8 protein-coding genes are annotated in these 7,693 nt (G+C 49.6%); 7 read left to right on the top strand and 1 reads right to left on the bottom strand.

The annotated features are described in order from the left end of the window. From HRU21_10645 to HRU21_10625, 5 genes are all read left to right on the top strand, one after another. On the top strand, positions 1-355 hold a 355-nt coding region (locus tag HRU21_10645), incomplete at its 5' end, for a hypothetical protein (protein NRA42746.1). Continuing rightward, the gene (locus HRU21_10640) at positions 352-717 is read left to right on the top strand and encodes a hypothetical protein (GenBank protein NRA42745.1); all 366 of its coding nucleotides are present in this window, start codon (positions 352-354) and stop codon (positions 715-717) included. The genes HRU21_10645 and HRU21_10640, both read left to right, overlap by 4 nt. Before the next feature lies 1 nt (position 718). Then, on the top strand, positions 719-1,393 hold the full coding sequence (locus HRU21_10635) for a hypothetical protein (GenBank protein ID NRA42744.1): 675 nt from the start codon (positions 719-721) through the stop codon (positions 1,391-1,393). After that, positions 1,393-1,974: a hypothetical protein gene (locus tag HRU21_10630; GenBank protein ID NRA42743.1), complete on the top strand. Its 582-nt coding sequence runs from the start codon at positions 1,393-1,395 to the stop codon at positions 1,972-1,974. The genes HRU21_10635 and HRU21_10630 overlap by 1 nt, the downstream gene beginning before the upstream one ends. Next, positions 1,975-4,602, top strand: a complete 2,628-nt coding sequence (locus HRU21_10625; GenBank protein NRA42742.1) for a hypothetical protein — start codon at positions 1,975-1,977, stop codon at positions 4,600-4,602. Between the two features lie 15 nt (positions 4,603-4,617). On the opposite strand, the gene HRU21_10620 is transcribed toward HRU21_10625, so the two are convergent. Further along, complete coding sequence (locus HRU21_10620) at positions 4,618-4,866, bottom strand: hypothetical protein (GenBank protein ID NRA42741.1); 249 nt, start codon at positions 4,864-4,866, stop codon at positions 4,618-4,620. A gap of 34 nt (positions 4,867-4,900) precedes the next feature. Here HRU21_10620 and HRU21_10615 point away from each other — a divergent pair, with 34 nt between their 5' ends. Next, positions 4,901-5,239, top strand: coding sequence for a hypothetical protein (locus tag HRU21_10615; GenBank protein ID NRA42740.1), 339 nt, complete (start codon positions 4,901-4,903; stop codon positions 5,237-5,239). Between the two features lie 503 nt (positions 5,240-5,742). Further along, positions 5,743-7,693: hypothetical protein (locus HRU21_10610; GenBank protein ID NRA42739.1), on the top strand; the 1,951-nt coding region annotated here is incomplete at its 3' end.

Genomic DNA, 7,693 nt, shown 5'->3' with positions numbered 1-7,693 from the left:
TAAAATGCCAATATTACACGTCTCGTATGTCGCAAACGTCAAAGACGGTGGCATTGTCGAAGGTCTTCTGGGTCACGAGGCCTTGGAGACCGGTTTAAATAGCAAAACATGCACGATGGACCATCGCAGCGCTTCCGTCGCGGTTTTTCACTCTACGCTTGCGCATTTTGTCATGTTGACGGGCAATGATGACGATGAGGTAGACAAGAGTAACGGCTTTTTCGTACCTCCTTTGCGCGATGTTTACATCCGAGTTTCACCGGGGCAAAAAATTAAAGCCATGCTTGCCAATATTGAGCCTCGCGATGATGGGGACGCAGAGCCTACAACGCTTCCTGAGGAAGTGGGCGAATGATTGTTAGGCCTTGGGTTTTAGATGAACAGGCCAAGGCCGCTTTAGCCCCGTCAATGGGGCCTATTACATGGGATGAGGTAGAGGCTTGGCTGTCTGATTATGTCGCCTGTGTTTGGCGCATTGGTTTGGACGCGTGGGCCTTAACCTTTGCCAATTCTGACAATGAGATTGAGTTTCTTGCGGCGGGCGGTTCTGGCGCATGGAAAGCTATGCCTATTTTTGATAAGGCTATGCGCAATCTTCCTGAGCATGCGGGGAAAACTTTTCGCATTGAAGGTCGAAAAGGGTGGGCGCGTCTTTTGCCCGATTGGACGCGCAAAGATTTAGACGGCGGTTCCGTCTTATTAACTTTTAAGGTGTGAGATGGGTAAGAAAAAAACCAAGACAGAGCAGACTAATCGGCCTGTATATTCTTCGCAGATTGAAGGTGCAGCTAACGCTCAGCAGAGCGCTTATAATAGCTCTATGCCAGCGATTAACGCTTTGTCAGATAATGCTATGAGTGCGTCTCAAAGCTTGTTTGACGACTATGCAGCTGGCGATCCTACAATTCAAGCCGCTCAGGGATATTTGCAAAACACTCTTGCAATGCAGCCCGGAGACAACCCTTATCTGAACGACATTATATCTCAGACTGGCGATAACACGCGGAGGCAGTTGCAGACGCAACTTGGAACACGCGGCGGAATTGGCGGTAGCTCTGAGTTAGATATTATCGGGCGCGCATTGGCTCAAAACGAGAGCGGTTTGCGCTATCAAGATTATAACAACCTATCCAATCGACAAATGCAAGCGGCGGGTATGGCACCGGGACTATTGCAAGGGTCTCTTATTCCGCTTGATGCGGCATTGCGGGCTGGCAACCAAGGCGCAATGCTTCCTTTGCAAGCGAGCGCTTTGAATGCTGGCACGATTGGCGGCTTGCTTGGTCAATATCAAAACACTGAAGGCACGCAAACTCAATCGGGCGGCTTGCTTGGCTCGATTATCGGTGCGGGTCTTGGCGGATTAACTGGTACACCGGGGATTTTTGGATAATGGCTCTTTTTGGCAAAAGCCGTCTAAACGGCAATTATGGCAAGCCTGCGATGGGCGCTATGGGCGGTGTTAATGCTCAAATGCCTATGGCTGGCGATATTCAGGCAATGCAGCAAATGCCTATGGGGCAGATGCAAAGGGGTGATGAGTTTTTCGCTCCAGCACAGCCCGAGGCGTCATCTCCCGGTGTAAATTGGGGTGAAGTCGCACGCAATGTGCTTGGTAATGTCGGTGACGCGGTTTCAACCTATTATGGCGGTCCGCGTGTATTTGCCGAACAGCAAGCTTTGCAGCAGCAAGCCGCATTGATTGCAGAGCAGCAGCGGCAGAGGTCTCTATTGCAGGCGCAAGAGATGGCAGCTGAAGCGAGTAAGCCCACGGCGCTGCAAAGGGATGCCCTGTGGATGGCTAATTTAAGGGAGAGGAATCCAGAGTTGGCCTATGAAATCACTAGAGCGATGGACATTGTGAACCCCACTATTGTCCAAACAGGGGCCGGACCAGCGGTCGTCCCGCGCACGCGTCCTGCTCCACCAACGCAACCAGTCGGCGAACTGCGACCATTTACAGGGGGACAATAAATGTCCGATCAATTTATAGACGAAGCGGGAAACATTTGGCGCTACGATGAGCAAGGTACTCCTGTTCTTGTCAGGCAAGCGTCTGTCGGTCCGGTTGACCCGACGGAATCATACCGCGTAACTGAAGCCGAAAACCGGGCACAGGCCAGCGAGCTTGCTGCCGCAGAGGTGGCTAGTAGGATTAATCAGGCCGATACTAATGCAGGCGCTAATATTGCGAGGCGGGACGCAACGAACGCCGCAATTGATAGGGATAAAAAGAAGTTTGCTTTTGAATTGGCCAAAGAGGGCTACAGGATAACCGATGACGGGGGAATTGCGCCCATCCCCGACTGGAAGCCTAGAGTTGCCCGCGAAAAAATTGCGCAATACGAATCGCTTGAAAAGCAGCTTGACCGAATTCAAGAGCTTTACAATCAAGGGCCGGGCGCGACCAAAGGCGTCTACGGGCTAACCGACTATCTCCCGCTTGATGCTAATGAGCAATTTGACACAGCAGCGGCGGGCTTACAGGAAATAGCATTTGCGGCGAATAGGGTTTCTGGCTCCGGCCCGCAGTCCGATGCAGATTTGAAATTGCAGAAGGAGGCAAACCAGCCTTTTGCTAGCGACCGGGACGTGGTTATTGAGGAAAAAATCAGACAGGTGCGCGCTCGCCTTGATGTAGCCAAAGAGGCGTTAGGGCTTTCTGAGCCAGAGGATGACGCGCCAGAGATTGACCCTAACGAAAGCCAAGTACCGCTATCGCTTGGCGACGATGAACCAATCGTTCCTCCGATTAGTCAAGCCCCGACCGCACCTCCTCCTATTGGCGGTGCGCCAGTTGGCCCTAGCCCAAATACTGTTGATGTAAACGCGCTTGCGACTACTCGGCCTGAGAATAAGGAGATTGTTGGCTCTGAAGACGGTCGCTATGTGACTGATGATTATAGGGCTTACGCGGCAACAGTTCATCAACTTTATCTAGCTGGTGCAACAGCCGATCAGCTTCAAGCTTTTGCCAAATCTCAAGGGCAAAAGCCTATACCAAATCTTGAGGCTCAAATTAAAGAACGTGACGAAGGGAGGCCTCGTGGCCCAGCAGTCCTGAAACCAAACGCGGAGCTAAGTGAAACACAGCGAAATGTAACTAAAGCTATAAACAACGCTCCAGTTACAGCCGCCTTCAACGCTGCCAATGCTCTCTTTGCTGGTGCTCCTGCAAGTTTGTGGGGTACGCAAGATCAACTTAACGCCATGAACCTCGCAAATCCGGGTTCTGCCTTCGGGGGAGAGCTTATAGGCGGCGTCGCAGGGTCGTGGGGTGCTAACAAGCTTCTTGCCCAAGCTGCTACCAAAGCTGCTCCTAGATTAGGCGCGGCAATGGCAGCAAATCCCGTCGCCTCTAATGTGGCCAGCGATGCTGTGTATAGCGGTCTGTATGGTTATAACCAAGGATATGACCCTGTTCTGTCGGCTGCTTTGGGGGCGGGCGGTTCTGCTATCGGCGGTGCCTTAGGTAAAGGTGTTGGCAGAGTTGTAGGCGGGGCAACGCCAAATCCAGACGCTCAATCTTTAAGGAATATGGACGTTCCGTTGACTTTAGGTCAGACCCTTAATCCAGAAGGGGTTTTGGCTAAGTTAGAAAACCGCTTAACGTCTGTGCCTGTCGTTGGCGACGTTGTGAATAGTGTTTACAAGCGAGCTGGAGAAAAACTCAACCAGTTATATCCTCAAATCGCCGCTGATAGAATTGGCTTTAAATTAGATAACAAGTCTGGTTTTGATGCTGCCGAAGCTTTGCTTGGAAACAGTGATACAGGCAATTACGATGGCGCTATTAGTAATTTTTATAATCAAATAGGTCTCGAAAATACATTTAATGTGGGGGCAGATCAGTTAGCCGCGATTAAAAAGCTTAACGATAGCATCCCGACGTTAAATGACCCTCAATACGAGAACGCAGCTCAGAAATTGATTGACAGAACGGTAAATCGGGTGGCGTCACAAGAGGGTGATATTCCGGGTTCTGAAGTAGTGGGCGCATTGCAAAACCTAAACAGGAATAGTGGCAACCCAAACAAAAGCATAACAGGCTCAATCCCCCAAGCGTATGACGACATTATGAATGAGGCCAAAAATATCCTTATTACCTTACCTAACACCGGCCCTCCAAATCAAGTTTCAGAACAGCTAAAGAGGGCAGGACAAGCCTTTAGGATGGCGAAAAATTATGGAAAGGCAGTTGATATTAATCCTCAACCAACGCCTAGACAGGTAGTACGCCAAGGCAACATATCTAGGAATAGATTTGGCGGGCTTAATCCTATGTCAGTTTTGGCACGGACTGCGGACAAGGTAATACGCCCTTCTGTGCCAAATTCCGGCACGGTCGATAGATTGTTGCCGGTTGCCCTCGGGGCTGGCGCTATTGCAGAAAATAGCGTTACAGGCGAGAATAATGCGACTGGCACAGCGGCAGGCGTTCTCGGCACGTTGGCTCTCTTAGGCACTCCAACAGGTCAAAAGATGCTCCAACGGGCTGTATTTGACAGACCCGAATTAGCGAGAAACACTGGAGCACTAATTGGTCGAAATGCTCCTTTTTGGAGTTCTGTCGGCACGGGTGCAGTTATAGCCAATCAATAACGGCAACTTTAAAGGTTAGGCCAGCCAGAACATGGACAGCGCAGCAAGGGTCAAGACGATATAGATTGTGTTTCTAAGGTATCGAAAGCCGGTGTTTACGTGAAGCGTCCAATCTTTAACCCGATACTTGCCGCTCTTTGCGTCAAGAATTAACGGCAGGCCTTTGCGCTGACGTTCAAGCCTGTAAGCGTTCCAACGCTCCACAATCGCAACCCAAATGGCTAAGACAATGCCTTTGGCCAACAAGATAAAAAATATCTTCATGCCTAAGCATAACTCAGAGTAGGGATTTTAACAAATGGCAGTCCAAGACTACAGCACAGACCCTAATCAAAACACTACAATAAGCGGGATTAACATTGGCGAGGGTATGCCTCCTGCCAACGTTAACAACGCTATGCGCCAGATGATGGCTGATATTCGCGTGTTTTATAACGGAATCCCTGTAACAGACATTTTCGCCACTAAGGACGCAGCTGTCTTTGAGGGCACTCAGCCTAAATATACAGGCCGTGGCGCGATGCTTCATCACAATGACCCTAACAATACATCAGCAAGAGTATTTATCTTGGCTGAAGGATCTCCCAATCCAACCTCGCCAGCAAATGGCGACATAGTGTTTTTCTATACGCCATGAGAGTTCGTGATGGTGGCGTCTGGCGCGAGATAGAAGATGGCTTGGTGTTTGTTGACGGTGATTACAAAAAGATAACGTCAGCCATTATATACGATGACCCTGATTGGATTGAGATAGCTTCGTTCATTCCTGACTTGTCTTTAAGCATTACCCCAGCCGTTGCGGGTGGTGGAAGACAGGGCGCAGGGCCGCTAACAACGAATGTCGTTACGGCAACGCCTACAGGGGGCGAGGCACCCTATTCTTATTCTTGGCAAAGGCTAAATACGGGGACGTCATTTGCAAACTCTCCTAATAGTCCTGCGACGTCATTTTTCCGCACTATGGGTAACGAAGAAACGGTCATGGACACGTTCTCTTGTGCATGCACTGATGGCCTTGGGAATGTTGCTACATCAGTGATAGAAGTTACTTTTTCGAGCTTTTCGATTGATTGATTGGAGTTTCTTATAATGGCTATGTTTAAATGGGCTGGCACGGCTCGCTCTCAAAATGGCGATAGCTTGAGCGGCTGGCAAATTGAATGCGTTGACTTCTCCGACAACGAAACTGTCATTCCTATTTACTCTGATGAAAACCAGACGCCTATATCTGTCGTATCTGGCATTGAAAATCGCGCTTTAACCGATGCTATCGGCAACTATTCGTTCTTTGTCGCGAGCGGGACTTACAATCTCAAATTTTATGATGAGAAAGGCACCTTTAGGCGCACAGACCGCTTTTTTAGCATGTATGGTGCCGATCAGGTTACAGATGAGCTTGTCAATGCACCGACTGTTCAAACATTGTTGGGGTCTGATTTAATCCCCATTGTCCGCAATGGTGAAGTAGACATTATTAGCGCGGATGATTTTGCAAACTTTTTCAATCTTAATCCGCCAATTTTTACAACGTCTCCTACGATCTCTGAAAACCCTTTCATAGGCGATGTCGTAACTAGCGATGATGGCGTTGTGAATACAGGTGCAATTGTCGGGCGCAATTGGCTGAGGGATGGCTTAGAAATAGCTGGTCAGACGCAAAGCACTTACACGCTTCAAAATGCCGATGAAGGCGCTTTGATTAGTTTATCTGTCACGGCAAGTAGTCCCGGGGGCGTAACTGTTGCCACTAGTAATGTCATTGGGCCTATTGAAGCAACGCTTACGCCTAGCGCAAGTTGGAACGGAACAGCCGGTAGCGGGTTTACCAGCACTCCCAGCGATCCGGCGCGTGTAACGGCGAAACCAGCCGCTCGTTTGATTGTACCTGAAAACCAGAGATTCACTGACACTCTTGTTATCGGTGTATCTGCTTATGCAATTAATGGCAGGAGTTTAATCGGCGGGATTAACAAAGTCACGTTTTATTGCGAAGGCAATACCCTTGACGTCACTGAGCCTAGCTTGCGTGAGTTTACGCGAGTTGATGGCTCTACGTATCAATGCCTTGGTTATTGGGTGGCGATTAAAAAGCCAATTGGCACATCCGGCGCTGCCAACATTTATGCCGAAGCCGTGCCAAGCGACGCGACTATGCAAAACCGCGTGATCGGGCCGTTTGCGTTCTATCCGCAAGATACGCTGTATGATCAGGATGTGACCGTAGGCGCGGCGGGCGATTATGCTGACATTGGCGCGGCTATCACTGCGCTCAAAGGTTTGGCGCCAGACAATGCCCGCATTCAGCTTATCGACAACGGCGATTATCCAATTGGCGGCGGTGGTGCGACATATTTCGGCAACAGCTATCTTGTAATTGAACCAGCAGAGGGTGTGTCAGCTCGAATAACAGACCCGACAGGCCCTAATCCCGGTGGCCAAGGGTGGCGTCCAAAATATGACCGAATGTGGTTGCGCGATGTCACAATTGACATGAACACAATTGAGCAGATTTACGATGAAGGGCCAAGCGATGGCGGCACTGAAAACCATGTTTTAGAGCGCTGCAAATTTGAGGCTACGAGAGAGCTTTGGTTTGGCGGTGTGCGCGGCGTGTCGTATATGGTTAGGGGTATGCCTGAATTTTTAGAGTGTGATTTCACGGGTTGCTACGAAGTCGGCAACAACGCAAAAACGATGCGAGGAAATACAGGCCAAGGAAATTGGGGAGACTTTACAAGCCAATGCCCTACTGTTTTGTATAACGATTTAGATGATCAAGAGTTTGAAAGTTTTGCGGGAACAATAGATGTTGTGACCGTCAATTACACTGGCGGCGGTTCGGCAACTTTGAGCAAGACAGGTAACAACGCCGGTCCCGCTGTCAATCGGACTGAAGATTTTGTTATGAAGGTTGATGGTGTGCAGGTCGGCACTACGCTTCAAATGTGGCAATCTGCGGCAAATTACGACTTAAACGATGGCCGATATTGGAACGAAGATTTTGTGACGTGGGTCAATGGCCTGCCCGATTTTACTGCGACTTCTTTGCTTCCTGTTTTAACGCGCCAAGGCAGGCCTATCAATCAGCCTG

The organism is Pseudomonadales bacterium (assembly GCA_013215025.1).
Taxonomy (GTDB): Bacteria; Pseudomonadota; Gammaproteobacteria; order Pseudomonadales; family DT-91; genus DT-91.
This window is presented reverse-complemented; position numbering and strand designations above follow the sequence as displayed.

Bases quoted from the DNA above. Each gene is read 5' to 3' on its own strand.
- HRU21_10635 (NRA42744.1), top strand. From the start codon at position 719: ATGGGTAAGAAAAAAACCAAGACAGAGCAGACTAATCGGCCTGTATAT.
- HRU21_10615 (NRA42740.1), top strand. From the start codon at position 4,901: ATGGCAGTCCAAGACTACAGCACAGACCCTAATCAAAACACTACAATA.
- HRU21_10625 (NRA42742.1), top strand. From the start codon at position 1,975: ATGTCCGATCAATTTATAGACGAAGCGGGAAACATTTGGCGCTACGAT.
- HRU21_10630 (NRA42743.1), top strand. From the start codon at position 1,393: ATGGCTCTTTTTGGCAAAAGCCGTCTAAACGGCAATTATGGCAAGCCT.
- HRU21_10640 (NRA42745.1), top strand. From the start codon at position 352: ATGATTGTTAGGCCTTGGGTTTTAGATGAACAGGCCAAGGCCGCTTTA.
- HRU21_10620 (NRA42741.1), bottom strand. From the start codon at position 4,866: ATGAAGATATTTTTTATCTTGTTGGCCAAAGGCATTGTCTTAGCCATT.